The sequence below is a fragment of the Neorhizobium sp. 05N33 genome (assembly GCF_056397445.1).
This window is the reverse complement of sequence record NZ_JBFTNK010000018.1, coordinates 51,300-76,659: the sequence shown is the minus strand read 5'-3', so window position 1 is coordinate 76,659 and position 25,360 is coordinate 51,300. Positions and strand designations below refer to the sequence as shown.

Below are 25,360 nucleotides of genomic sequence, written 5' to 3'. Positions count from 1 at the left end.
GCAGCGCAGCATATATTGGTGCTCATGAGATTGAAGTCAGCGCCGAACGGGCTGCTGGCAAGGGCCTAGAAAGGGACAAGATCATGAACATCGCACAGAAGCTCACCACCTGGCGCAAGTACCGCGAAACCGTCAACGAGCTCGGCCGCATGAGCGACCGCGAGCTCAACGACCTCGGCATCGGCCGCGCCGACATCCGCCGCGTTGCACGGACCGCCGTCGGCTTCTAAGCCTTGCGCAGACATTGCTGCACCATCCAAAAGCGCCTCCTCCCGGAGGCGCTTTTCTTTTTGTTCATAGAAATTTCACACTTGAAGCATCTGCCTGATTTTTGGCCTCCGCCGCAAACTTCGGCGATCCCCTGCACATTTGCATGGCAGTCGCACATTTTTCGCACTGCACATTCTTATTGTGCGGATGTATAAGACCCTCATCGCTGATGACGACAGAGCATCAGGAAAAATCTTGAGGAAACAACCATGAACCCGATCCGTATCGCCAAGAACTGGATCAGCTACCGCCGCACGATGAATGAGCTTGGAAATCTTTCGAGCCAGGCCCTCAGCGACATCGGTCTGACCCGCTACGACATCCGCCACATCGCGGCTCGCTCTTTCCGCTAATCCGCTTCTCGCAGGCGGACCCGCACGGCTCGAGGCCTTGCGGCGAGGATCAAGCGGTCCGAGAGGACATCCAAGGACGTATCAAAGGCACCTTTTCGGGTGCCTTTTTGATTCCGGTCCGGCAAATGGCGTGATAATGAGCCGGCCATGAGCAACATTTCTTCCTCCCCCACCTCTCCTGCCGCCATCCACGTTGTCGGCGGCGGCCTTGCAGGTTCCGAAGCCGCCTGGCAGATCGCCTCGGCCGGCGTCCCGGTGATTCTCCACGAGATGCGCGGCGTGCGCGGCACCGACGCCCACAAGACGGACGGACTTGCCGAGCTCGTCTGCTCGAATTCCTTCCGCTCGGACGATGCGACGGCGAATGCCGTCGGCGTCATCCATGCGGAGATGCGGCTTGCCGGTTCACTGATCATGGCATGTGCCGACAGACATCAGGTACCGGCCGGCGGGGCGCTTGCCGTCGATCGCGACGGATTTTCCGACGCGGTCACCGAAGCGATCGAAAAACACCCGCTCATCACCGTCGTGCGCGAGGAGATCCAAGGCCTGCCGCCAAAGGAATGGGATCTGGCGATCATTGCCACCGGGCCCCTGACCTCGCCGGCGCTGGCAGCCGCGATCCAGGCGGAGACAGGCGAGGACCAACTCGCCTTCTTCGACGCCATCGCACCGATCGTGCACCGTGATTCGATTGACATGGACATCTGCTGGTACCAGTCGCGCTACGACAAGGTCGGTCCCGGCGGTACCGGTAAGGACTATATCAATTGCCCGATGGACGAGGCGCAATACAACGCCTTCGTCGACGCGCTGATCGCCGGCGACTCGGTCGGTTTCAAGGAATGGGAAGGCACGCCCTATTTCGACGGCTGCCTGCCGATCGAAGTGATGGCCGAACGCGGCCGCGAAACGCTGCGTCACGGGCCGATGAAGCCGATGGGTCTCACCAATTCCCACAACCCGACGGTCAAGGCCTATGCGGTCGTGCAGCTCCGGCAGGACAATGCGCTCGGCACGCTCTACAACATGGTCGGCTTCCAGACGAAGCTGAAATACGGCGCCCAGGCCGATATTTTCCGGATGATTCCCGGCCTGCAGAATGCCGAATTTGCAAGGCTCGGCGGCCTGCACCGCAACACCTACATCCACTCGCCCGTTCTTCTCGACAGGAGCCTGACGCTGAAAAGCCGGCCGGGCCTGCGATTCGCCGGCCAGATCACCGGCTGCGAAGGGTATGTGGAAAGTGCGGCGATCGGACTTCTCGCCGGCCGTTTCGCGGCTGCCGAACGCAGGGGCGAAACGCTCCCCGCACCGCCTGCGACGACCGCTCTAGGCTCGTTGCTCGGCCATATCACCGGTGGACATCTGGTTTCGGACGACGAGCCGGGCAAACGCTCGTTCCAGCCGATGAACGTCAACTTCGGGCTGTTTCCTGAGCTGGAGCCGGGATCGATCGTCAAGCCGGAGGGCGTCAAGCGTTTCCGCGGTAAGGACAAGACGGTGATGAAGCGGCAGCTGCTCTCTGCCCGCGCGCTTCAGGATTGCGCTAGTTGGCTCGGTCGGGGCTGACATCCCCGGAAGGCGTCCCCGGCTTTTCCTCCAGATCGCGATCGGCAACGCTGACATAGTTGTCGAGCAGCCAAAGGGCCACTTCGGCTGCCTCCTTTTCCGTCGAGAAGAGATAGGTGCCGTTCTGCGTCGATGCGTCCAGAAATTCGACGGTGAACCCCTTGGCGTTCGGCAATGGGGTCACGCGGACTCGGCCGGGCTCGATCAGAAAGCAGGCGTAGTGATTGCGGTGGCTGCGCATGAAGCCGGCCTTGTTGTCATGCAGCCGCACGAAGATGGCGTCGCCCTTAGCCGTCACGTGCAGGCTGCGGATGGCCTCATTGGGAAAGGCCCGGCCGAACTCGAGGATTGCCATCCCCGTGTCATGCAGGTTGCCGTCCTTGTCCCTGTCCTTGCCGGACATTCGCGTGACGTAATAGGCAAGCGCCATGAGGAGTACGAAGATGATCGACCAGACGACAACGGGGCTCACACCGCTTCTCCTTATGATGGCGCCGGATTTGTGCTTCGTTCCTTAGCCGGCGAGCCTTGCGCGAATTTGACGTCCATCAAAAGCGCCTGGTGACGGAGGCCTTCATGAGCCGCAATTGGCGCCGCCACTGCGGCAGTTGCAGGGCCGAGTCGAGCACCGACGCACCTGCACGCACTGCCCGGCGCAGCACCGGTTCGGCAAGCGCCACAGGCAGATAGGCCGGAAAGACGGCGGACGGGACGGTTCCCGACTTTCTGGCCTTGGCAAGATGTTCCAATCCAAGGCCGGCAAAGGCCTCGATCGCCACAGAAATGCGCGACCTATCCTCGCCGCGCAGGAATGTATCACGGTCGAGCCCGGTCGCCGAGAGGATATCGAGCGGCAGATAAAGCTGATGACGACGTCGATGGATTGGCATCAGCAGCAGGAAACCGGCGATCGACTGGGCGACACCCGCATGTCCTGCCGCCTCGGCAGATTTTGCCGCATCGGTGGGAGAGAGAATCAGGCTCGCGAGCTGGATTACCGCCGAAGCGGTCTCGCCGGCATATCCTTCGAGCGCATTCCGGTCGGCCAACGGATCGTCGTAGAGGTCGAAGATGCGCGCCTCTATCATGTCGACGAGCGTCTGGCGCGGCAGGCGATAGGTCTCGATCGCCTCAAGCAGGCCGGCGGCGATGGGGTTGGCGGTGCTGTCGCCGTGAGCGCCGCCTTCGAGGAGGTCGCGCCACCATTGCAGGCGGATTTCGCCGGGAAGCGGTTCACGCACCACGTCGCGGACGCGGGCGATCTCGGCGTTGAAGGCATAAAGGGCCGCAAGTGCGCCGCGCTTGTCTTCCGGCGACAGGAGGCAGGCGAGATAACGGTCGCGGTCCGTATCCCTGAGCGTTGCAAGGCAGATGTCGCCGTCCTGTCTGGCTGGATCGGCCATCTGTCAGACGGCAATCAAAGCTGCGGCGACGGCGCGCGATTCGGCGAGCATGATGTTGAACGTGCGCACGGCAGCACCGGTGCTCATCGGATCGGAGGCGATGCCCTTGGCTTTCAACGCCGCTTTCACATCCGCCGGAATGGGCTTGAGGTTGGCACCCATGCCGACGAGCAACACCTCGATCTCGTTCGATTCGGCGAGCACCTTCATCAGGGAGGCGACCGTCAGCGGTTCACCTTCCCGCAGTTCCCAGCCGTGGACACCCGAGGGAAGGCAGAGCAGCGAGCCGCGATGCGACATGTCTGCAAAACGGAAACCGCCATTGCCATAAGCGTCGATCGGAGCACGACCGGGAAAATGGGCGTCGCGGATTTCGATGCCTTTCGCCATGGGCCGCAAGCTTTCTTGAAAAGGTTACGAGCCGGATGATGGGCCCGGCTCTTTGGATCCAAGGCCCTGCAGCAGACAGGGCCCTTGCATCGGCGATAACGTTCAGGAAGCCGTTCCGGTCTTCGCCGGTTCGGTCTTGACCGGCTCGCCCTTGACGCGGACTTCGGCAATATAGGCGCGCATGGCGCGGATCTTCACGCCTTCGGCGATTTCGACTTCCACTTCGGCATCGTCGATAACCTTGGTCACCTTGCCGGTGATGCCGCCGCCGAGAACGACCTGGTCGCCGCGGCGGACGTTGGACAGCGTTTCCTGGCGCTTCTTGGCAGTGGCGCGCTGCGGACGGATCAGAAAGAAATACCAGACCACCATCAGAGGCGCGAAGAGGAAGAGCATCTCAAGGCCGGAGCCGAACGCGGAAGCTCCCGGTGCTGCGGCTGGGGCCTGGGCGAATGCTTCGGTAATGAACATCGAAAACTCCTAAGATTACCGGAGGCCCCGGGCCCCCGTTTCAAGCCGCCGGAATATAGTTGCGATAGGCCGGAATGCAACAGAAACACGCCGGCCGGCGTACCGAATTCGCGGCTCTCAGGCTTTTGATGCCCCAACGAGCATGTTACCGCAGCGAAAAGGCTCAAAAACTGGCCGATACGACCGGAGAAACACCATGAGCGACGACTTCAACACCCTGATCCTGACTGAGGTCCGCAGGCTTGCGGATGCGCTGGAACGGCTTGCCGGCCCTCCGCCCGCCGTCAACGACTGGAACGCCGCCGACTGCTTCGTCTGGATCCCGGCAAACCAGCGCCTGCAGCCGGTGCCGCGTCCGAACCGGGTCGCCCTGACGCTGATCCGCGGCGTCGACCACGTGCGTGACATTCTTCACGAAAACACCCTGCGGTTCGCGGAAGGCTTTGCCGCCAACAACGTGCTGCTGTGGGGCGCTCGCGGCATGGGCAAATCGTCGCTGGTCAAAGCCGTGCACGAGGACGTGCGCGCAGCGACCGGGATCTCGCTGAAACTCGTCGAGGTGCATCGCGAGGATATCGCCTCGCTCCCAGCCCTGCTCGATATCCTCGAGGCTTCCGGCCAGCGCGTCATCGTTTTCTGCGACGACCTCTCCTTCGACCACGACGACACCGCCTACAAGTCGCTGAAGGCGGCACTCGACGGCGGCATCGAAGGCCGGCCGGACAATGTTCTGTTCTATGCGACCTCCAACCGCCGCCATCTCCTGCCGCGCCACATGATGGAGAACGAGCAGTCGACGGCGATCAATCCATCCGAGGCAGTCGAGGAAAAGGTGTCGCTGTCGGATCGTTTCGGCCTGTGGCTCGGTTTCCACAAGTGCAGCCAGGACGACTACCTGAAGATGATCGATGGTTATGCCGAACATTTCGAGCTCGGCCTTGACCGGGAGACCCTGCATCACGAGGCGCTCGAATGGGCGACCACCCGCGGCGGGCGCTCGGGCCGTGTCGCCTGGCAATATATCCAGGATCTTGCCGGGCGGCTGCGGAAACCGCTTTCCCGAGATTGAAACCTGAAAAAGCACTGAGAACGCAAAAAGCCCGGCACTGCCGGGCTTTTCTCCGTCCCCTGAAACGCACTACTTATTCAAGGAAGGTAATCGGGTTGACCGGGGTCGCGTCCTTGCGGACTTCGAAGTGGACCTGCGGGCGCTTGGCGTCGCCGCTCATGCCGGAGGCGGCGACCGTCTGGCCGCGGGTGATCTTCTGCCCGCGTGTGACGTTGATGCTGCCGGCGTGGCCGTAGACGGTGACCTTGCCGTCGTCATGACGGACGAGAACCGTGTTGCCGAGCTGCTTCAGGCCGTTGCCCGCATAGATGACCACACCGTTTTCGGCAGCCTTGATCGGGGTACCCTCCGGAACCGAAATGTCGATGCCGTCATTGCGGTTGCCGTCGACGTTCTGGCCGTAGCCGGCGATGACCGCACCATTGACCGGCCAGCGATACTTGCCGATGCCGGTGGACTGCGGCGCCACTGAGGCGGTGTCCGACTTCTTCTCGACGTCGGCGACGGAGGCGCCGTCGACCGCGGCCTTGGCAGCGGCAGGCGCCACAGCAATCTGAGCGACCTGGGCCGTGGCAGGAGCAGCCGGCTTCGGTGCCGCGGCTACCGCCTTTTCAGCCTGCTTCTGCGGAATGGACGCGGTCTTGACCGGATCGGCGACAGGAGCCGCAACGCCGTTGGCGACCTTGAGAGTTTGCCCGATCCGGACGCCGCCGGAGGTCAGGTTGTTGGCGGCTTTCAGCTGATCGATCGGCGTGCCGGTCTCGCGGGCGATCTTATTGATCGTGTCACCCGGCTTGACCACATACGTACCGCCAACCGGCTTGCCGCCCGGAGGCGTCAGCTTGGCGGGTTCGGCCATCGCCTTGTCGCGCGCCGGGGTCGGCAGAACCGCGAGTTTCTGCTCGGGCTCGCGGGCTGGCGTCGGAGCCTTGTTCTGGAGGTCGATCGTGCCGGCGGCATTCTTCGCCGAATTCTGCGCCGTGCCGAAGGTCGGGATAAGGACAGACTGGCCGGGAGCGACGGCGCCGCCATTGGCCTTCAGGATTTCCTTTTCCGGAACGCCGTAACGCTTGGAAAGCGTCGAAACCGTTTCACCGGGCCTCAGCGTTACCTTCGGCGCATTGACCGTGGACCAGCCGGACATCGGCTTGGCGGTCGTGCCGGTGACGACATTGTCGGCCTTCAGCGTCGATGGAGACGGAGCGACAAGCGTGTGGGCGGCCGGTTGACGACCGGGGAACGGCTGAGCGAGCGCTTCCTGGCGGTTCGCCGGATCACGGGCCATCGGTGCGGTGTTACGCTGCGCCGCGGCGCCGGTCGGGGCCGCGAGTTCGGAGCGCTGGACGGCGACGGGAGCGGATGCGGTGCGCGCCGGCGAGGTATAACCGCCGGAATTACCGGGATACGGTTGAGCCATGGCGGTGTTGCGCGAGCCGTAGTCGTTCCGCGGAATTGGCGGCAACGCCTGAGCCTGGCCGGATCCAAGATCGGCCTGCGGCGTCGGCGCTTGGCCATAGGCCCCGCCTCCCTGCCGCTGCGGAATGGACGCCGTCGTCATGTTGTCGGATTTCGAAAAGAGCCCCGAGAAACGCGTCGCGTCCGAACTGCACCCTGTCGCTGCGCTGGCAAGCAGTGCCGCGACAGCAAATTTGATTACGGATTTTCCGAACTTCGGAGAACTCTTCATACGCATGACTCGCCTACAGATACGCCACCATCGTGAGAGTCATTAAAGCGCGTTAGTCTTACTGCACTGTTAAAGGGCAGGCATTGTCTTAAAATTTTAGGGAAATTGATAACCATGACCGCCAGAAGGCCGGCATGGCCTGGAACCAAACCGTCTACAGCGCTGCGGCGATATGCGGAACGATCGGCAGAAAAGGCACCGGGAACAGGTCTTCGCGCTCGAATCGGCTGCCGGTCTTGGTCAGGCGCACCATCATGCACGCCTCGCCATCCATCAGCGGAGCGAGCATAGAACCGCCGTGGGTCAGTTGCTCGGCATAGAATCGCGGCAGTGACGGAAAGGCTGCCGTGACGAAAATGCGGTCGAACGTGCCCTCGCCGGGCATGCCGTTGCCGCCGTCCGCCTGGCGCACGACGACATTGCGCAGCCCCAGTGCATCCATGCGGCCCTGGGCGGCGGTAACCAGGGTGCGGTAGCGCTCGACGGTCAGCACCCGCTCGGCGATCCGGGCCATAACGGCGGCGGTGAAGCCGCTGCCCGTGCCGATTTCGAGCACCCTGTGCCCAGGCTTGACCTGGAGGCGATGCAGCAACCGGACGGCGAGATCGGCGCCTTCCATGAAGGATCCGCAATCGATCGGCACCGTGCGGCTGGAATAGGCATCTTCGGCAAGCGGCGGCGGCACAAACTGCGACCGCTGCGTCTGTTCAACAGCGGTCAGCAGATCGAGGTCGGAAATGCCTTCCGACCTGAGGCGCAGCACGAGCGCGGCAAAACCTTCTTTTTCGACCATGCCCGATTTCAATCGGCAGCTCCGAATCCCAGTGCTTTCGCCACACGATCCTGAACCGAATGATCGGTCAGGTCCAGTTTCAGCGGCGTCACGGAAATCTTGTTTTCCTTGAGCGCCTGAATATCGGTGCCCTCGCGGAAATGCCCCTTCCGTTCGCCGAATCGCAGCCAGTAATAGGGCAGACCGCGGCCGTCGTTGCGGGCGTCGATCGTCAGGCCGAAATCGAGTTTGCCCTGCGACGTCACCTCGACGCCCTGCACCTCGCTGGGCTCGCAGTTCGGGAAGTTGAGATTGAGGAAGGTGCCGTCGGGCAGGTCCACGTCGATCAGTTTGCGAATGAGGTCCGGTGCATAGGATTCGGCGACTTCCCAAGGCGCATAACGACCGTTCTCGCGACGCACTGCCTGGCTCAGCGAAAACGAGCGCACGCCCTGGAGCGTGCCTTCGATCGCGCCGGCAATGGTGCCGGAATAGGTAACGTCATCGGCCATGTTGGCGCCGTCGTTGACGCCGGAAAGCACCAGATCCGGCTTCTCGGGCAGGATTTCGCGGATGCCCATGATGACGCAGTCGGTCGGCGTGCCGCGCAGCGCAAAGTGCTTGTCGCCAACCTTGCGCAGACGGAGCGGTTCGGAAAGCGTCAGCGAATGGGCAAGACCGCTCTGGTCGGTCTCCGGCGCAACGATCCAGACGTCATCCGAAAGCTGTCTGGCAATTCGTTCGAGAACGGCGAGGCCTTCGGCATGAATGCCATCATCGTTGGTCAGAAGTATCCGCATCAGGCCGCCCGCTCGATCTTGGTCAGGCCACCCATATACGGCAGGAGCGCGTCCGGAATTGTGACCGAACCGTCCTCGTTCAGGTAATTTTCCATGACCGCGATCAGGCAGCGGCCGACCGCGACACCAGAGCCGTTCAGCGTGTGAACGAACTTCAGCGCCTTGTCGTCCTTGGACCGATAGCGCGCGTTCATGCGACGCCCCTGGAAATCGCCGCAGACGGAGCAGGACGAGATTTCGCGGTAGGTATCCTGGCCCGGCAGCCAGACCTCGATGTCATAAGTCTTGCGTGCGCCAAAACCCATATCGCCGGTGCAGAGCGTCATGGTGCGGAAATGCAGGCCGAGGCGCTTCAGCATATTCTCGGCGCATTCGGTCATTCGCTCGTGCTCGGCGATCGACGATTCCTGATCGGTAATCGACACGAGTTCGCACTTCCAGAACTGGTGCTGGCGCAGCATTCCGCGCGTATCGCGGCCGGCGGAACCGGCTTCCGAGCGGAAAGATGGCGTCAAGGCCGTGAAGCGCAGCGGCAGCTTTTCCTGTTCCAGGATTTCCCCGGAAACGAGGTTGGTGAGCGTCACTTCAGCCGTCGGGATCAGGTAGCGGCCATCCGTCGTCTTGAAGAGGTCTTCCTCGAACTTCGGCAGCTGGCCGGTGCCATACATGGCGTCGCCCTTCACCATCAGCGGCGAGGAGACTTCCGTATAACCATGCTCGGTCGTGTGCATGTCGATCATGAACTGGCCGAGAGCCCGTTCGAGCCTGGCGAGCTGGCCGGTCAGGACCGTGAAGCGCGAACCGGAAAGCTTCGTAGCGCGTTCGAAATCCATCATTCCGAGCGCTTCGCCGATCTCGTAGTGCTCCTTGGCCGCATGGTTCCAGCGCGGCTTTTCGCCGATGACGTGCTTGACCACGTTATCGTGCTCGTCCTTGCCGACCGGTACGTCGTCAAACGGGATGTTCGGGATACGCGACAGTGCGTCTTCGAGCGCCGCGACGGCCTCGCGCTCTTCCTGCTCGGCAACCGGCATCGTGTCCTTGATGACGGCGACCTCTGCCTTCAGCTTTTCGGCAAGCTCGGAATTCTTCTGCCCGAGCGCAATGCCGATCTCCTTGGAAGCGGCGTTGCGGCGGGACTGCATGTCCTGAAGCTTCTGGATGACGGAACGACGCGTGTCGTCCAGCGCCAGGAGGGTTGCCGCCATGGGCTCTGCGCCACGCTTGTTCAGCGCTGCATCCAAAGCCCCTTCGTTTTCACGGATCCACTTGATATCGAGCATCTTGCCTTGCCTTTAGAGCGGAACGCCGCGGACTCGCAAGGCAGGCCGGAAGGCTTCAGGCCTTGTCCGTCTCCGCAACATCCGAAGATTCCTGCTCCGAAAGCTTTTCCTCGGCACGTTTACGCTCGACGAGTCGTGCGGCGTAGATGGAAATCTCGTAGAGAAGGATGGTCGGCAGTGCAAGGCCGATCTGGGACATCGGATCAGGTGGCGTCAGCACGGCGGCAACGATGAAGGCAAGCACGATCGCATATTTGCGTTTCTGCCGCAGCCAATCGCTGGTCAGAATGCCGACACGGGCCAGCAGCGTGGTAATCACCGGAAGCTGGAACACCAGTCCAAAGGACAGGACCAACGTCATGATCAGGCTCAGATATTCCGAGACCCGCGGCAGAAGTGAAATGCCGACTTCGCCTTCGGTCGGCGCCTGCTGCATGGCAAGGAAGAACCACATGACCATGGGAGTGAAGAAGAAATAGACCAGAGCGCCGCCCATCAGGAAGAGGATCGGCGAAGCGATCAGGAACGGCAGGAAAGCCGCCCGTTCGTTCTTGTAGAGACCCGGTGCCACGAACTTGTAGATCTGCGAGGCGATCACCGGGAAGGCAATCACCAGCGCGCCGAACATCGCCACCTTCACCTGCGTGAAGAAGAATTCCTGCGGCGCGGTATAGATCAGTTCGGACTTGGCAAGATCGAGATGGGCCCAGAGAACCGCCCACTTATAAGGGACCACGAGCAGGTTGAAGAGCTGCTTGGCGAAGAAAAAGCAAACGACGAAGGCGACGAAAAACGCGCCGATCGACCAGATCAGCCTCGTGCGCAGCTCCATCAGATGCTCGATGAGCGGCTGCGGCTTGTCTTCGATGTCACCGCTCATGCGTCGTCCTTCGGAGTATCGGCCTTCTTCGGCGTGCGCTTGCGGGCCGGAGCCTTGACGACCGCCTCTTCCACAGCTTGGGTCACGGGCGCCGGCTTGGGCGCCGCGCGGCTGCGCTTCGGTTTTTCGACAATAGCGGCCGAGGCGGCAGGAGCTTCAGTGGCCTCGGGAACCGGCTTCGCCTTGGCGGCGGTCTTGCGGACCGGTTTCGGCTTTTCGGTAATAGCTGCCACAGCCTCCGCCGCGGCCGGCACGGACTGTGCCGGAGCGGTGGTAACCGGCGGCACTGTCGACGTCGGCGTCGCGGTCGGGAAGTTTGCCGGGATCTCGGGAGCCGCATCGACGGGCGACGTGCCCTCGACAGCCTGCTGAGCCTCGGCATCGGTCTGGCTTAGCCCCGCCGTCGGCAGCTGCGTCGCCTTCTGCAGGTCGGCGCGGATTTCCTGCCCCATCTGCCGGAGCGGGTTGATCGCGTCCCTCAGCGCATTCGTCGGGTTCAGCCGCTGCGCATCCGAAATCGTCTTGCGCACGTCATCGAGTTCCGACTCCTTCAGCGCTTCATCGAATTGCGCGCGAAAATCGCCGGCCATCTTGCGCAGATTGGTCGTCATCTTGCCAAAAGCCCTGAGCATGGGCGGCAAATCCTTGGGACCAACCACGACGATCAGCACGATCGCTATGACAAGAAGCTCGGTCCAGCCGATATCAAACATTCAATGAGGCTCCTGGAACCCGCCACTCGGACATTACGACCGGTTGGTTTCCTTGGCCTCTTCAGCCTTGAGATCAACGGTCTTCGTCGTGGTCGTCGCGCCGTTCGCCTCAGGGGCGTCCTCGTCGCTCATGCCCTTCTTGAAGCTCTTGATGCCCTTGGCGAAATCGCCCATCAGTTCCGGAATCTTGCCGCGTCCGAAGAGAACGAGCACGATGACCAGAACGATCAGCCAATGCCACACACTGAAAGAACCCATAAGTCCAACTCCATTAGTACCGTTTCATCGATGTAAGCTTTTTATGATGCTTTTTCAAACACCAAAATGTCCTCGGACGGCACCGCTATCGACACGTCGTTTACCGTGGCTGGCAAACCGCCGGCATGGGCCGGTTCCAAAGCTCCGGGAACACACACGCCAGGTACTCAATACCGCCAAGGAACGGTCGCAGCCCGGGCTTGGCGGGGCAATCACCGGTCAAATGCACACGCTGCTGCACTTCGCCGGAGAGCGCATGCGGGTGTTTCTGCGTATGGTGCGACAGACCGACGCGCTCCGGGCCGAACCCTCTCCGATAGCTTGCACCCGCTGAGCCAAGCCTTCAGAGAAAGATGGGTTCATTCCTCTGCTTCACCGCCCGGCGTCAACAGGCCGAGTTCCTCAAGGTCGAGTTGCGTGATCGGGTCCTCGTCCTCGGAAAGATCATCGACATTGAGCGGGATGGGTATCGCAAAGCCCGGCGGGATGCGACCGGAAAGCAGGCCGGCGCCCTTCAATTCTTCGAGACCAGGCAAATCACGCAGTTCCTCGAGGCCGAAATGATCGAGGAAATCAGGTGTCGTGGCGAGCGTGACCGGCCGCCCCGGAGTGCGGCGACGGCCGCGGAAGCGAACCCAGCCCGCTTCCATCAGCACGTCGAGCGTTCCCCTGGAGGTCTGGACGCCGCGGATCTCTTCGATCTCGGCACGGGTGACCGGCTGGTGATAAGCGATGATGGCCAGAACCTCGAGCGCCGCACGCGACAGCTTCTTCGTCTCGTTATCGTCCTTGTGAATGACGAAGGAGAGATCGGCAGCAGTACGGAAGGCCCAGCGGTCGCCGGTCCGGATCAGATTGACGCCGCGCGGCGCATAGACCTCCACCAACCGCCGCATGACGGCATTCACATTGGTGCCGCGCGGCAGCCGTTCGGCCAGAAACGCTTCCGAGACCGGCTCGGACGAAGCGAAAACCAGTGCTTCTGCGATCCGCTCGACCTCCACCAATGAAAAAGATGAGGGCTCGGCCTCCTCTTCGTCAGCGATCGGCAGATCGTCGTCATCCTGCGGCGTCAACAACGCCTCCCGTGACGGGTTGCGGCGAGGCCGGCTGATGCGGCCCAGGCCCCTTGCGCAAATAGATCGGCTGGAAGGCGCCGTCCTGTCGGATTTCAAGCTTGCCTTCGCGCACCAGTTCCAGCGAAGCGGCAAAGGCGCTGGCGGTCGCCGTGACGCGATCCTCCGGCGGGAGATAGGGCAAGAGATAGTGCTGCAGCGCCGTCCAGTCAGCGACCTCGCCAAGCATGCGGGTCAGGAGTTCGCGGGCATCGACCAGCGACCAGACCTTGCGCCTCTCGATCGTCACCTGGGTGACGGCGGTGCGCTGGCGCAGGTTGGCATAGGCCGCAAGCAGGTCATAAAGCGTCGCATCATAGGCGGATTCGACATTGTGCGGGATATGTTCCGGCGCGCCGCGGGCAAACACGTCGCGGCCAAGCCGGTTGCGGTTGACCAGCCGGGTCGCGGCCTCCCGCATCGCCTCCAGTCGCTTCAGGCGGAAGGCGAGCGTCGCAGCGAGTTCTTCACCGCTCGGGCCGTCGCCGCCCTTGACCTGCTGCGGGATCAGAAGTTTGGACTTCAGGTAGGCAAGCCAGGCGGCCATGACCAGATAGTCGGCTGCAAGCTCGATGCGAACCCGACGGGCGCTATCGATGAACAGGAGGTATTGCTCTGCGAGCGCCAGGACAGAGATGCGGGCGAGATCGACTTTTTGGGTGCGGGCAAGGTGAAGCAGCAGGTCGAGCGGACCCTCGAAGCCGCCGACGTCGATCACCAGCGCCGGATCGTCGGTCGCGCGGTTGGCGCCGGCATCCTGCCAGAGCTTGTCCATCGGAATGGCGTCCTGCGATGTATTTATGGCCATTCCCAAACCTTGCCCTGTCGACAGCCGTCAGGAGACGGCGAGAAGACTGTGGAATTCCGCGCGGATCGCCTCCTCGCTCAAGCCGTCGCCCACGCCGAAGGCTGCCTCCACCGCCCTTGCCCGCCGTAGCGCTTCGTCGCCAAGCGGTATCGCTTCCTTCACGACGGCCTTCATTTCGTCCATCACGCCGTTGCAATGCAAGACAATATCGCATCCGCCCCCAACGATTCTCGCCGCACGCTCGCCGATCGTGCCCTTCAGCGCGTTCATCGATGTATCATCGGACATCAGTAGCCCGTCGAAGCCGATATGGCCGCGGATGATCTCGTCGATCACCTTGCGGGAAATGGTCGCCGGCTCGTCCGGGTCGATGGCGGTAAAGACGATATGGGCGCTCATCGCCATCAACTCGTTCTTCATGGCGACGAAGGGCAGGAAGTCATGCGCTTCGAGCTCGGCGCGCGACACGGTGACCACCGGCAGTTCGTGATGGCTGTCGGCCATGCCGCGGCCATGGCCCGGCATGTGCTTCATGATCGGCAGCATGCCGCCCGCCTTCAGACCGTCAGCGGCAGCCTGCCCCAATTCCGCAACCGTCTTCGGATCGAAACCATAGGCGCGATCGCCGATGACGTTGCTCGCCCCTTCGATCGGCACGTCGAGCACCGGCAGGCAATCGACATTGATGCCGAATTTCATCAGGTCGAAGGCATGCAGGCGCGACATCAGCCAGGTTGCCCTCAGCCCCTTGCCGCGATCCTGCCTGTAGAATTCGCCAAGCACCGCAGCGGACGGATAACGCTCAATCATCGGCGGACGGATGCGCTGAACGCGCCCTCCCTCCTGGTCGATCAGCACCGGCGCATCCGGGCGGCCGATAGCATCGCGCATGGATGCGACGAGATCGGCGATCTGCGCCGGTTCGACGCAATTGCGGGCAAAGAGGATGAAGCCCCAGGGCCGTTCATCCCGGTAAAGCGCCACTTCGTCGGCGGTGAGGGTCGGGCCGCTGGAGCCCAGGATCATTGCTTTTGATTCGCTCATGGCTCGATCTTAGATCATTGCTGGACCAACGAAAAACGGGGCGCCAGGCGCCCCGTCCGATTTCTTCGCTTTCAATCCTTACCGGCCGACCAGGCAGGTTCCGCCAGCGGCGCGATACCGTTCGCAGAGCGCCACAGCCTCATTCTTGCCGCCGGCCAGAATACGGACGCGGTAGAATGTGCCCTTGCCGGCGATCTCGGCGGGTTTGATATCGACGCCCCGGCCACCGATGACGCTGCCGAACTTGGCCGACAGGCTCTGATAGGACTTCTGGGCTTCCGCCTGCGACGGCAGCGAGGCGATCTGGATCACGTAGTCCCCCGGTCCCAGCGAAGCGACCTGGTTCGATGCGGACGCCGGAGCGGCTGCTGTCTGCTGGCCGGGAGCGCGGACATTGCCCTGATCCGTGACGGCAGCGACCACGTTGACCGGCTGCTCAGCCGGGCGTGCGATCGGTACCGGAGCCTTCGATGTCGGTGCAGAGGCCTGAACCGGAGCGACGGGTGCCGGAGCCTGTGCGGCGGCCGGAGACGGAGCCGCGGCAGCCGGGGTCGGCTGGGCGGGAGCCGCCGCGACGGCCGGCGTGATCGGGTTCGCTCTCACCACGTTGACGTGTTCTGCCGGAGCGGCCGGATTGGCTGGCGCGGAGACCGGAAGGACACCGGAAGAACCCGCATTCGAGACGGTCGACGAGGGTTGCGGACGGGCCGGTGTGGCGGGCGTGGAAGGCGGAAGCTTAGCGGGGAACGCCGCCGCCGTTTCGACCGGCTTTGCGCCCGCGGCTGGCAGCTTCGGCGCTTCCGGTGCGGCGAGTGCCGGCGCTGCAATTTCCTGCTCGACCAGCTTGCCGTCCGGGCGGACGATCATCGTCTTGACCTTGCGCGGCATGACGGTCACCGGCTGCTGCTCAGCAGAGGTATTGTTTTGCGCAGTCCGATCCTGCGGCAGGAGGCGTGGATCCTCCGTCTCGCCGACATCGGTCGGCTCGATATCGTTCTCGCCTTCGAGCGGCAACGTATCGGGCATCAAGGTCTTCTGGACGACGTCGATCGGCTCCTCGTTGGAGGAGATCAGCGTGCGCTGCTTCGGATCCTTCGGCGAGACGCCGGCGACGCGATCGTAGACAGCCTTGTCCTGGTTGGGGACGGTCTTGCCGCCCGGATTTTCCGGCGCAATCTTGATCGGCTCTTTGTCGGCGGCAATGATGACCGGTTCGCCGCCCGAAACGACACTCGAAACGCTGCTGCCGAAGAACGCATAGGCGCCGGCACCGCCAAGGATCACGACGCCGGCAAGAACCAGCGGCATGGCCCAGCTGCGGACGGAACGGCGGGCGTTCTCGACCGTCGCGATATAATCGCTGTCGGAATAATGCAGTTCCTCATGCTCCGCCGCCGGCAGGGGCGTCGTCAGGCTGCGGCGAAAATCCTCTTCCAGTGCACGCTCGAAATCGTCGAGATCGGTATAGGCCGGCGAATGGCTCGCTTCGGCAGCAGCCTGCTGGCCTTTCTGCGCGATATCGATCTCCGGCTTGCGCGCCGGCGCCGGGGCCGACTTGCCGGGGGCTGCCAGCAGCGTCGCAAGTTCGGCATCGATGTCGAGTTCGTAATCGGGACGATAGGCCGGCGGCTGTTCCGGCTCTTCTGCCGGCAGCGACGGCACGTCGAGCTCGGCGATCGCCTCCACCTGGTCTTCGGAATCGGCAATCTGAGCCGGATCGAATGGCAGGTCGGCCGTGGATTCGGGCTCTTCGACAACCTGCGTCTCTACAACCGGTGCCGCCACAGCGACGGGCGCAACGCGCGCGATCGGCGTCGCCGAAGGGGCGGCAGGTTCGGCCTTTACAGCAGCCGCCGCCGCAGGCGTCGCCTGAACCGGATGTTTCTGCGTCTCTTCGACGACGATCTCGGCAAGGTCGAGTTCCAGGCCATCGAGCGCCAACTCGAATTCCTCATCAGAGAAGGGATCCTTGTCGTCTAGAGACGGCACCTCGGCAACCGGAGGCGTGGCAACCGTCGCATTGGCAATCACGGGCGCAGCGGGTGCGACAGCAGGCGTTGCGGCAAGCTCGGGCGCGTTCGCCACAGTGGTCGCGAGCGGCTGCCCGTTGGATGTCGGCAGCGTATAACGCTGGACGTCGTAGATCAGTTCATCGAGCGCGGAGAACCGATCCTTTTGCGACGCACCGGCACTCTGACCGGTCGATGTAACAGACGTGGCCGCGACGGGCGCAGGCTGCAGTTCCTGCGCCTCCGAGGTCTTTGCAGAAATCTGCAGTTCGGCAGCCGGTGCCGGCTCGATCTTCGGGCTCGGGAGATCGTCCAGAACCGGAGGCTCGACAGCATACTCGTTCAGTGCAGGTGCGGCCGCCTGAGAAGGGATTACAGCCGCCTGCGCAGAGGCTGCAGAAACGTCTCGTGCTACGCTGAAATTGGTGAGCGGCATGCGGAAGCCAGGAATATAGGCGCCCTTGCCCCTCTCTGCCTTTGGCTCCGGTTCAAATCTCGCCTCTGGCTCGAAAGCTGCCTCGGGTTCCGGGGCTGCTTCAGGTTCAGGGGCTGCTTCAGGTTCGAAGGTCGCTTGCGGCACGAACCGGACCTCCGGCTCGATTTTCGCCTCGGGCTCGAACCTCACCTCGGGCTGGCCTGCAGCAACCGGTTCGGCCGCGATCGAGTTTTCCAACTCAGCCGCGAGATCGAATTCCTCCGCCGGCTCTTCTGTCGACGTGGCGGGAGACATCGCGCCAGCTGTCGGAAAATCGGGCAGATCGAAGACGGGTTCCACACGTGCGGTTTCGAAAGCCGGTTCGACTATCGGATCGGAGGCCACGCTCTCGTCGACGGCATCAAACGCCAATGGCGGCTCTTCGTCGCCGAACAGCTGATCGCCGCGCTCGCTGATCGCACTATCGGCCGGCAGAAAAGCCTGCGGCAGTTCGATCGCGGCCGGCTCAGCCGGAACGAACTCCAGTTCCTCCGGCTCTACCGGCGGCGCAGCCACTGCGGCATCGGAAGCAGGCTCGGCGAATGACCGGGGCACATCGTCAAGCGCGATATCGTGGATAGGATCGAGCCGCGGCGCATCATAGCGCTCGAACTCCTGAAGGAGCTCGTCTTCGAGATTGAATGCCGGCTCTCGCCGCCCAGACGCTGAAGTATCGGCGGAAGACGATCCGGGCCTGGCAGCGACGGGGAGATCGTCGTAGCCTACGATGCGGGCGAGTTCTGCCAGCGGATCATCATCGGCAAAGAAGTCCGGTAAATCATTCCGGTTACGCGCAAGGTTGTTATCGGCCATTACCTCGTCCACTCACCTACATTACAACGCATATGCCAGTGCAATGTGGGGAAATGGTGGCGATATTTACCGCATTTCTTCCGGTGCCGCAGTGCCCGTGATCCCAAGTCCTGACTTCAAAACAGAGGCGACAGCATGCACCAGCCCAAGCCTGGCAATACTCAATTCTCGGTTTTTATCGTTAACAAAGCGTAATTCCGGTTGTTCTTTACCCTTATTCCAATGCGCATGGAAGAAACTTGCCAGATCATAGAGGTAAAAAGCAAGCCGATGAGGCTCCTGCGCCTGGGCCGCAGCCTCAATGATTCTGGGGTATTCCGCAAGTTTGGCAACCAGCTGCATCTCATTCGGATCGTTGATCAGGCTGCTCGAACCTTTGAGGTCGAGCGAAGCAAAATCGAGCCCTGGGAACGCTTCCTTTGCCTGCCGGAACACCGACGAGCAGCGCGCATGGGCATACTGCACGTAGAACACCGGATTGTCCTTCGACTGCTCGGTCACCTTGGCGAAGTCGAAATCGAGCGGCTCGGAGCTCTTCCTGTAGAGCATCATGAAACGCACCGCGTCGCGGCCGACCTCGTCGACCACTTCGCGAAGGGTCACGAAGTTGCCGGAACGCTTCGACATCTTCACAGGCTCGCCATTGCGGTACAGCTTGACGAGCTGGCAGAGGAGCACGGTGAGCTTCGCCTTGCCGCCGGAGACGGCACGCGCGACGGCTTCCAGGCGCTTGACATAGCCGCCGTGGTCGGCGCCGAGCACATAGATCATCTCGTCGTAACCACGGTCGAACTTGTCCTTGAAGTAGGCAACGTCGGCCGCAAAGTAAGTATAGCTGCCGTCCGACTTGATCAGCGGCCGGTCCATATCGTCGCCCACTTCGGTGGAGCGGAACAGCGTCTGCTCGCGATCCTCCCAGTCTTCCGGCAACTGACCCTTCGGTGGCGGCAGCGTGCCCTTGTAGACGTGCCCCTTGAACGTGAGGTCGTTGATCGCCTGGCGGATGCGCTGCGCGCCATTGGCATGCAAGGTCCGTTCCGAATAAAAGACATCGTGATGGACGTTGAGCGCTTCGAGATCGTCGCGGATCAGCGCCATCATCGAGTCGATCGCCTTGTCCTTGACGATCGGCATCCAGGCATCTTCCGGCATGTTATGCAGCCGCGAACCGTATTCCTCCGCCAGGGCCTGCCCGACCGGCACGAGGTAGTCGCCCGGATAAAGGCCCGAGGGGATCTCGCCGATCGTCTCTCCAAGAGCCTCGCGGTAACGCAGGAAGACCGAGCGGGCCAGAACATCGATCTGGCTGCCGGCATCGTTGATGTAATATTCTTTGGCCACGTCGTAGCCGGCAAATTCCATCAGGTTCGCCAGCGCATCGCCAACGACAGCACCACGGCAATGGCCGACATGCATCGGGCCCGTCGGGTTGGCCGAGACGTATTCGACATTCGCCTTCTTCTCGGCGCCGACCGTCGAGCGGCCGTAATCCGTGCCCTCGGCAATCATCGAGGCGAGCAGGCGCTGCCAGTAGGGAGCACCGAGCCGGATATTGATGAAGCCGGGACCGGCCACGGAAACTTCGCTGATGTCAGCATCCGAACGCAGCGCTTCGGCGATGATATCGGCGAGCGCACGCGGATTGGTCCCGAGCGGCTTTGCCAGAACCATGGCGGCATTGGTCGCCACATCGCCGTGGCTCTGGTCTCGCGGCGGCTCGACTGCGATACGGCCGAAATCAAGCTCGCTTCGCTTTTCCTTGATAATATCAAGGCTTTCCAAAGCGTTCTTAATTCTTGTTTCGAAGTCGGCAAAAAGATTCATGTTCAATCATCCCCGATACATGCCCGAGGACCCTTGCTGGCCAGTGTCATTGGTGGCGGTGCCTAGCGCAAATCCGGAGTCTGGTCAAACAGCTCGCCATGCGCCTTGATCGCGAAGGTATCGGTCATCCCGGCGAGATAATCGCCCACGTGACGCGCCCTCGCCGTCTCGCCGAGCCCGGCAATGTGATTGACCCAATAGTGGCTGCGCATCAGCGACGGATCATTCATATAGGCGTTGAACAGATCCGAGACGATCTGGGAGGCGCCGGCGCGGATGCGCATGATGTCGGGATGCCGGTAGATGCGCGAAAACAGCAGCTTTTTGATGCAGCGGTCGGTCTCGGCCATCTCTCCAGAAAAGGTGGCGATGACATGCCCAGCGGAGCGGACGTCAGCGGCGCTCTGCGGATCCACCTTCTCGAGGTTGTGCTGCGCCACGTCGATGACGTCCTCGACCATGTGAGTGATCTGCCGGCGCATGATCTCATGGGCGAAACGGCTCGGCTCAAGGTGCGGATAACGTGCCCTCACCTCCGCCATCAGTTTGGCGAGGAAGGGCACGTCATCGAGCATCTCGAAGGTCAACAGGCCGGAGCGCAGCCCGTCGTCGATGTCATGGGTGTTGTAGGCGATATCGTCGGCGATTGCCGCGACCTGCGCCTCCAGGCTGGCATAGCTCGCGAGTTCCAGATCATGCAGCTCGCAATAGTCGCGGATCGGCTGCGGCACGGGGCCGCGGGTGCCTTCGCCGGTGGCGCTGAGGAGCGGACCATTGTGCTTGACGAGGCCTTCGAGGCTTTCCCAGGTGAGATTGAGCCCGTCGAAATCCGCATAACGGCGTTCGAGCTTGGTGACGATGCGCAGCGACTGGGCGTTATGGTCGAAGCCGCCATAGGGCTTCAGCATCTCGTCCAGCGCATCTTCGCCGGTATGGCCGAATGGCGTATGGCCAAAGTCGTGGACCAGCGCCACGCCTTCGGCGAGGTCCTCGTCGAGCTTCAGGGCGCGGGCAAGCGCACGGGCGATCTGCGCCACCTCGATCGTATGGGTCAGCCGGGTGCGGTAATGGTCGCCGTCAGGGCTGATGAACACCTGCGTCTTGTGCTTCAGCCGCCGGAATGCGGTGGTGTGGACGATCCGGTCACGGTCGCGCTGGAACTCCGAACGCGTCAGGCTGCCGTCTTCGGGAAACAGGCGCCCGCGCGACGCCCAGGGGTTGGCGGCGTAGACCGCGCGCTCGCCACTGCCGAAACCCAGCGCCCTGGTATCGATCGTCATGCCGTCACCTGTTTGTTCATCCGCCGCCTGCCGCCCATTGACGTGCCCTTCACGTCTTCATACCTATAGTGGAGCTGTGCGCAATGCCGGTGACAGGAATCTCTCCGGGCCTTGAACCCGGCAGGAGGCGGATAATATGGAAACCAATGTAACTCTTTCAAATGCGGCGGCCAAGCGCATCGCCGAAATCGTCGGCAACGAAGCCGGCAAGCAAGCGCTGCGCGTCTCGGTCGAAGGCGGCGGCTGTTCGGGCTTCTCCTACAAGTTCGATCTCGCCGAAGCGCCCGAGGACGACGACGTGGTGATCGCCAACGGCAATGCCAAAGTGCTGATCGACAGCCTCTCGCTCGTCTATATGGCAGGCTCGGAGATCGACTTCGTCGATAACCTGCTCGGCCAATCCTTCCAGATCAAGAACCCGAATGCGGTTGCCAGCTGCGGCTGCGGCACCAGCTTCTCGATCTGATAACGTTCTTCCTCACGCACTTCGCCCTTCCCAACGCTTCCTCTTTCGCTAAAAGAGAAAGCGAACAGTGGGAGGCAAGGGCCGATGAAGATCGCCACCTGGAACATCAACGGCGTTAAGGCGCGCATCGACAACCTGCGTCAGTGGCTAACCGATTCCTCCCCGGACATCGTCTGCCTACAGGAGATCAAGTCCGTCGATGAGACCTTCCCGCGGCTGGAGATCGAGGCGCTCGGCTATCATGTCGAGACCCATGGCCAGAAAGGGTTTAACGGCGTTGCGCTGCTGTCGAAGACCAGGCCCGACGAAGTGATGCGGGGTCTGCCTGGCGGCGAAGGCCCGGACGGACAGACGGACGAGCAGTCGCGTTACATCGAAGGCGTCTTTTCGGTACCGGGCGGCGCGATCCGCGTCGCCTCCATCTATCTGCCAAACGGCAATCCAGCCAACGATCCGGTCAAATATCCCTACAAGCTGGCCTGGATGGAGCGGCTGCGTCTGCATGCGCAGAACTGCCTTCTCCTCGAAGAGCCGCTGATCCTTGCCGGCGACTACAACGTCATTCCCGAGCCGCATGACTGCTTCGATCCGGCCGCCTGGGCGACGGATGCTCTTTTCCTGCCACAGACACGCGCTGCTTTCCGCAGGCTCGAAAATCTCGGCCTCGTCGATGCGGTGCGCGCCACGACCGACGCCACCAAACTCTACTCTTTCTGGGATTATCAGGCGGGCGCCTGGCAAAAGAACAACGGCATCCGCATCGATCATCTTCTGCTATCGGCGGAAGCCGCAGACAGACTGAAATCGACGGCGATCGAGAAACATGTGCGGGCTTGGGAAAAGCCGTCGGACCACGTGCCCGTCATCGGCATGTTCGATTTCGGCTGATCGTCCGAAAGATCGGCGAGGCGTCAGTTATTCGACGCCTCGGGCAAATTCCTGCGACAGGGCGACCGCGCCGCGGCGATCCTCTTCGCCGACCACCGAAAATGCCTGTTCCTGCAATTGCTGCATCCAGACACATTCCTTGGCGGTACACTTGTCGAGTGCCGCCGTCATGAAGGCGAGCCCCCGCACCGTCTGGCCTTCCTGGAAGAGAACGTTGCCGAAAACCGACATGGCGCCCGCATGGCCGCTCTTGCGGGCCTGGTTCAGCCATTTCTTCGCCTGCTGGATATTGGCGGTACCGCCCTCGCCTGCGAGAATCATCCGGGCGAGCTGGAACTGGGCTTCCGCCACGCCGAATGTGGATGCCGCCTGGAAATAGAGTTGCCGTGCCTGTGAAAGATCAGGCTTGATCGGGCTGCCGGGAATGCCGCGGCGATAATAGTTGGCCAGCGACAGAAGCGCGTTGACGAAGAAGCCGGTATCTTCCGAACCGGGCTCGACGCCCTGCGCGGCGATCTCGTTATAGATCTTGAAGGCCTCGAAATCGTCCTTCGCGACGCCGTCGCCGAAGGCGTACATATTGGCAAGCGCCCAGCGCGAGCCGGTATGGCCTTTCTCGGCGGCATAACGATAGGCCTCGACCGCATCTTCCTTCTGGCCGTTCTTATAAGCCTTGAAGCCGAACTTGAAGAGATCGAAGGGACCGGACTCTTTCGTCACGCCCGACTTGATATCGAAGGCCGCAGCCGATCCCGCCAAAATCGAGGCGAGCGACGCTCCAAGAAGCAATACTCTCATGGATCCGATGTCACACTTCGGCATGGTTCAGTTTCTTTCACTCCGCGCGCGACGACCCGCCGCAGCCCGAGCATCGCTCGCTGCCGGAACAAGATTTATCCGGGAATATCCCGCGCCTGCTCCTCCCGAGAGACGAATGAAACTGTAGCTGCCGTTTTCGGCAAGACTAGGACCCATAACCGCGGCAATTGCGGCAGGACAGGACGGCATTAGAATCCGCCTGCCTGAGCGCAAAAAGCCCGGCTTTTCATGAAGAAACCCGCCCATGATACTCCAATTACGCGCGCCGCCCCCGCGTTCCGCGCCTGTTCTTCCTCTATCGCTGCTCCCCGTTTGTGGCGGGAAGTGGACAGAAACGCCCCTCTCAAGGGCCCTGACAATAGTCTCGAAAAAGTGTTGCCAAATCGTCACAAGAGAAGCGACGAAACCTTCCTCAGCTGAATTAAAATTCGCCACAAAAAAGCCCGGTCGCGACCGGGCTTTCTAGCCTCAATCAAGTGAAGTCAGAACTTGACCTTCAGAGAAGTCGAGAGCGCTGCGACCAGATCGTTGCCGAAGCGATAGCTTGCTTCGTCGCCGGCGGGGATGCCGTTGATGGCCACGGCGCCTGAGCTGCCGCTGGTCAGGATGCCAAGCACGCCGGCCAGGCGAAGCTCAACATTCTTGTTCGGCGAGTAGGAGACACCTGCGCCGACAGTCCAGGTATCCGTGAGGGAGCCAAAGCCCTGCGACGTCCCGCGATCCCATGTCAGGCTAACCGCCCCGCTCCACTGTTCGTTGAACTTGTGGCCTACGCCGCCGGTAATCGTCCAACCGTCCCGGTATCCGAGTTCAAGAGCGGTGACTTCCCGGCCGCTATTGTAGAACGGAATCCGCTGCAACACGCTCCAATTGGTCCATTTGACCGATCCGAACGCGAGCCAATCGGGAGCGATGCCGGATTGCAGCTTGAGCTCGATAGCCTCCGGCATAGTGGCCGAGCCTTCGACCGGAATGACTGTGCCGGCGCCGGGGACAAAACCGCCCAGAGCCGCAGGAAGGTTCGTAAGGTCAACCTCGCCGGTGACGCTATTCAGCTTCACCTGGCTATAGTACATCAGGCTGGCGCGGAGCGCGTATTCCGGAATTTCGTAGGCAACACCTGCCCGCCAGCCCCAGCCGTCACCTTCAAGATCTAGACGACCCACACCAGAGCCCGGTGCCGGCGAGAAGACTGCCGGCGCCACGACCAGGCGCTCCTTGAAGCCGTCCATCTGGAGATAGTTTGCACCGCCGATAACGCGAAGTTGTCCCGGGCCTGCATCGAATTTGTAGGAGCAGGTCAGCGCGTAATTGTCGCTGTTGATCTTTGTTTCGATGTTCTGGTTTGCACCGGCCCAACGGGAGCCTGGATTGGTATGAGCGCCATAGGGCTGCGAGTAATCGACAAGGCAGTCGAAACCCTCGAACCCCGCCTTGGCGCCGATACGTGGGGACCAGTAGTCCTCCGTCTCCTCCACCGAGTTGGAATAGCCCAGGGCGTTGAGTGAACCATCCGTCACGTTTGTATCGGTGACGTTCTTGAGCTTCCTCTGGGGCATCACGAAGGTAGCCGTGGATTCGATCACGACCGGAGACGGATCAAAAAGCAGATCGATATTGTATCCGCCCCGCTCGATGCCACCTGCGAGCGCAGGCGACTGAAGGGTGCATCCTGCTACGAGAGCAAAGACGCCCCTTGAGATTAGTTTGCTTACCATAAAATCTCCCACTCCCTGGTAAGTGACCGAAATCACTCTAGATGGTTCGCTCCGATTGACAACTTTCGGCTGTCCGGCGCTTCGCGGCGCAAACGCGTTATAGATTTACGTAAGCAAACCAGGAACCGGGGCTTTGATGCCGATTTCGGCACAAAATTACTCTTTCTCCGCTAATGCGGT

25 protein-coding genes are annotated in these 25,360 nt (G+C 61.9%); 6 read left to right on the top strand and 19 right to left on the bottom strand.

All coding sequences use genetic code 11. The features are described from left to right. Nucleotides 1-83: 83 nt before the first annotated feature. The 3 genes from AC1DLT_RS27720 (at nt 84) to trmFO (ending at nt 2,195) form a co-directional block, all read left to right on the top strand. Nucleotides 84-230 (top strand): DUF1127 domain-containing protein, encoded by a 147-nt coding sequence (locus tag AC1DLT_RS27720; RefSeq protein ID WP_065814773.1) that lies wholly within the window; start codon nt 84-86, stop codon nt 228-230. 249 nt (nt 231-479) lie between these two features. After that, nucleotides 480-623 carry a DUF1127 domain-containing protein gene (locus AC1DLT_RS27715; RefSeq protein ID WP_007762204.1) on the top strand — a complete coding sequence of 48 codons (144 nt, stop codon included), beginning with the start codon at nt 480-482 and terminating at the stop codon, nt 621-623. A gap of 147 nt (nt 624-770) precedes the next feature. Beyond that, nucleotides 771-2,195 carry a methylenetetrahydrofolate--tRNA-(uracil(54)-C(5))-methyltransferase (FADH(2)-oxidizing) TrmFO gene (gene trmFO / locus AC1DLT_RS27710; RefSeq protein WP_477488863.1) on the top strand — a complete coding sequence of 475 codons (1,425 nt, stop codon included), beginning with the start codon at nt 771-773 and terminating at the stop codon, nt 2,193-2,195. On the opposite strand, the gene AC1DLT_RS27705 is transcribed toward trmFO, so the two are convergent. From AC1DLT_RS27705 to yajC, 4 genes are all read right to left on the bottom strand, one after another. After that, on the bottom strand, nt 2,173-2,625 hold the full coding sequence (locus AC1DLT_RS27705) for a BRCT domain-containing protein (protein ID WP_046668053.1): 453 nt from the start codon (nt 2,623-2,625) through the stop codon (nt 2,173-2,175). The two genes, trmFO and AC1DLT_RS27705, sit on opposite strands and share 23 nt — an antisense overlap. Nucleotides 2,626-2,743: 118 nt before the next feature. After that, nucleotides 2,744-3,598 (bottom strand): phytoene/squalene synthase family protein, encoded by an 855-nt coding sequence (locus tag AC1DLT_RS27700; protein ID WP_477488862.1) that lies wholly within the window; start codon nt 3,596-3,598, stop codon nt 2,744-2,746. Between the two features lie 3 nt (nt 3,599-3,601). Beyond that, the gene (locus AC1DLT_RS27695) at nt 3,602-3,988 is read right to left on the bottom strand and encodes an Mth938-like domain-containing protein (protein WP_477488861.1); all 387 of its coding nucleotides are present in this window, start codon (nt 3,986-3,988) and stop codon (nt 3,602-3,604) included. Nucleotides 3,989-4,090: 102 nt separating this feature from the next. Beyond that, a complete protein-coding gene (gene yajC / locus AC1DLT_RS27690) occupies nt 4,091-4,459 on the bottom strand; it encodes a preprotein translocase subunit YajC (RefSeq protein WP_038542405.1) in 369 nt (122 codons plus the stop codon). 196 nt (nt 4,460-4,655) lie between these two features. Between yajC and AC1DLT_RS27685 the strand changes: the two genes are divergently transcribed. Then, nucleotides 4,656-5,528: an ATP-binding protein gene (locus tag AC1DLT_RS27685; RefSeq protein WP_477488860.1), complete on the top strand. Its 873-nt coding sequence runs from the start codon at nt 4,656-4,658 to the stop codon at nt 5,526-5,528. 73 nt (nt 5,529-5,601) lie between these two features. Here AC1DLT_RS27685 and AC1DLT_RS27680 read toward each other — a convergent pair whose 3' ends face one another. From AC1DLT_RS27680 to AC1DLT_RS27620, 13 genes are all read right to left on the bottom strand, one after another. Next, nucleotides 5,602-7,221 carry a peptidoglycan DD-metalloendopeptidase family protein gene (locus tag AC1DLT_RS27680; RefSeq protein WP_477488859.1) on the bottom strand — a complete coding sequence of 540 codons (1,620 nt, stop codon included), beginning with the start codon at nt 7,219-7,221 and terminating at the stop codon, nt 5,602-5,604. A 148-nt stretch (nt 7,222-7,369) separates the two neighbouring features. After that, nucleotides 7,370-8,008, bottom strand: a complete 639-nt coding sequence (locus AC1DLT_RS27675; RefSeq protein ID WP_477488858.1) for a protein-L-isoaspartate(D-aspartate) O-methyltransferase — start codon at nt 8,006-8,008, stop codon at nt 7,370-7,372. An 8-nt stretch (nt 8,009-8,016) separates the two neighbouring features. Beyond that, nucleotides 8,017-8,787, bottom strand: a complete 771-nt coding sequence (gene surE / locus AC1DLT_RS27670) for a 5'/3'-nucleotidase SurE (RefSeq protein ID WP_477488857.1) — start codon at nt 8,785-8,787, stop codon at nt 8,017-8,019. Continuing rightward, entirely contained in the window at nt 8,787-10,070 is a 1,284-nt protein-coding gene (gene serS / locus AC1DLT_RS27665) for a serine--tRNA ligase (protein WP_038542394.1), read from the bottom strand. Before serS ends, surE begins: the two co-directional genes overlap by 1 nt. A 55-nt stretch (nt 10,071-10,125) precedes the next feature. Then, nucleotides 10,126-10,950: a twin-arginine translocase subunit TatC gene (gene tatC / locus AC1DLT_RS27660; RefSeq protein WP_038542392.1), complete on the bottom strand. Its 825-nt coding sequence runs from the start codon at nt 10,948-10,950 to the stop codon at nt 10,126-10,128. Next, on the bottom strand, nt 10,947-11,663 hold the full coding sequence (gene tatB, locus AC1DLT_RS27655; RefSeq protein ID WP_038542390.1) for a Sec-independent protein translocase protein TatB: 717 nt from the start codon (nt 11,661-11,663) through the stop codon (nt 10,947-10,949). The genes tatC and tatB overlap by 4 nt, the downstream gene beginning before the upstream one ends. Before the next feature lie 33 nt (nt 11,664-11,696). Then, nucleotides 11,697-11,921, bottom strand: coding sequence for a twin-arginine translocase TatA/TatE family subunit (locus tag AC1DLT_RS27650; RefSeq protein ID WP_038542389.1), 225 nt, complete (start codon nt 11,919-11,921; stop codon nt 11,697-11,699). 359 nt (nt 11,922-12,280) lie between these two features. Then, nucleotides 12,281-12,973 (bottom strand): SMC-Scp complex subunit ScpB, encoded by a 693-nt coding sequence (gene scpB, locus AC1DLT_RS27645; RefSeq protein ID WP_080719274.1) that lies wholly within the window; start codon nt 12,971-12,973, stop codon nt 12,281-12,283. Between the two features lie 7 nt (nt 12,974-12,980). Beyond that, a complete protein-coding gene (locus AC1DLT_RS27640; protein WP_038542384.1) occupies nt 12,981-13,844 on the bottom strand; it encodes a segregation and condensation protein A in 864 nt (287 codons plus the stop codon). A 27-nt stretch (nt 13,845-13,871) separates the two neighbouring features. Continuing rightward, nucleotides 13,872-14,888 carry a beta-N-acetylhexosaminidase gene (gene nagZ, locus AC1DLT_RS27635; protein WP_477488856.1) on the bottom strand — a complete coding sequence of 339 codons (1,017 nt, stop codon included), beginning with the start codon at nt 14,886-14,888 and terminating at the stop codon, nt 13,872-13,874. Between the two features lie 78 nt (nt 14,889-14,966). Continuing rightward, nucleotides 14,967-18,185: an SPOR domain-containing protein gene (locus AC1DLT_RS27630; protein ID WP_477488855.1), complete on the bottom strand. Its 3,219-nt coding sequence runs from the start codon at nt 18,183-18,185 to the stop codon at nt 14,967-14,969. Nucleotides 18,186-18,251: 66 nt separating this feature from the next. Beyond that, a complete protein-coding gene (argS, locus tag AC1DLT_RS27625; RefSeq protein ID WP_247035339.1) occupies nt 18,252-20,009 on the bottom strand; it encodes an arginine--tRNA ligase in 1,758 nt (585 codons plus the stop codon). Between the two features lie 62 nt (nt 20,010-20,071). Continuing rightward, the gene (locus AC1DLT_RS27620; protein WP_477488854.1) at nt 20,072-21,289 is read right to left on the bottom strand and encodes a deoxyguanosinetriphosphate triphosphohydrolase; all 1,218 of its coding nucleotides are present in this window, start codon (nt 21,287-21,289) and stop codon (nt 20,072-20,074) included. Between the two features lie 136 nt (nt 21,290-21,425). On the opposite strand from AC1DLT_RS27620, the gene erpA reads away from it, so the two are divergent. Next, nucleotides 21,426-21,755, top strand: coding sequence for an iron-sulfur cluster insertion protein ErpA (gene erpA, locus AC1DLT_RS27615; RefSeq protein WP_477488853.1), 330 nt, complete (start codon nt 21,426-21,428; stop codon nt 21,753-21,755). 84 nt (nt 21,756-21,839) lie between these two features. Further along, nucleotides 21,840-22,643 (top strand): exodeoxyribonuclease III, encoded by an 804-nt coding sequence (gene xth, locus AC1DLT_RS27610; protein WP_477488852.1) that lies wholly within the window; start codon nt 21,840-21,842, stop codon nt 22,641-22,643. Between the two features lie 27 nt (nt 22,644-22,670). On the opposite strand, the gene exoR is transcribed toward xth, so the two are convergent. Together exoR and AC1DLT_RS27600 are read right to left on the bottom strand one after the other, a co-directional pair. Further along, a complete protein-coding gene (gene exoR / locus AC1DLT_RS27605; protein ID WP_405029347.1) occupies nt 22,671-23,441 on the bottom strand; it encodes an exopolysaccharide production regulator ExoR in 771 nt (256 codons plus the stop codon). Between the two features lie 503 nt (nt 23,442-23,944). After that, nucleotides 23,945-25,180, bottom strand: coding sequence for an OmpP1/FadL family transporter (locus tag AC1DLT_RS27600; protein WP_477488851.1), 1,236 nt, complete (start codon nt 25,178-25,180; stop codon nt 23,945-23,947). Nucleotides 25,181-25,360 lie beyond the last annotated feature (180 nt).